Annotated in this window: 1 protein-coding gene; it reads right to left on the bottom strand. The window is 44.1% G+C overall.

Annotated elements, in window-relative coordinates; translation table 11 throughout:
* A partial coding sequence (locus ACFINZ_RS11345; RefSeq protein WP_375701563.1) for a CDP-alcohol phosphatidyltransferase family protein occupies nt 1-372 on the bottom strand: 372 nt, incomplete at both ends.

Below are 372 nucleotides of genomic sequence, written 5' to 3'. Positions count from 1 at the left end.
GCAATAACGCTCCCGCTGGGGCAGGAACACCAACAAAATAATTCCCCTGCCATTTTGGTATATCTGTGTTATCCAACATCACATTAAAGCGTGCTAAACGCAAACAACAAGCAACACAATAGACAAGCCCTGCAACCCAACCGACTTGGTGAGCTTGATTCAAAACAAAAGAATACACAATAAGTGAAGGTGCAACACCAAAATTAATAACATCGGCAAGAGAATCCATCTGCGCTCCAAAAGATGAACTTCCATCCATTAAACGGGCAATGCGACCATCAGCCCCATCTAGAATTGCTGCCAAAAGTACCATTAAAATAGCAGCCTCATAGCGATGCTCAAAAGCCAAACGAATACTGCTCATCCCTGCGC

Origin of the sequence: Bartonella sp. AA81SXKL, assembly GCF_042196945.1 — a bacterium.
Taxonomy (GTDB): domain Bacteria; phylum Pseudomonadota; class Alphaproteobacteria; order Rhizobiales; family Rhizobiaceae; genus Bartonella.
Note: the sequence above shows the minus strand (reverse complement) of the source record. Positions and strands in the feature narration are given on the sequence as shown.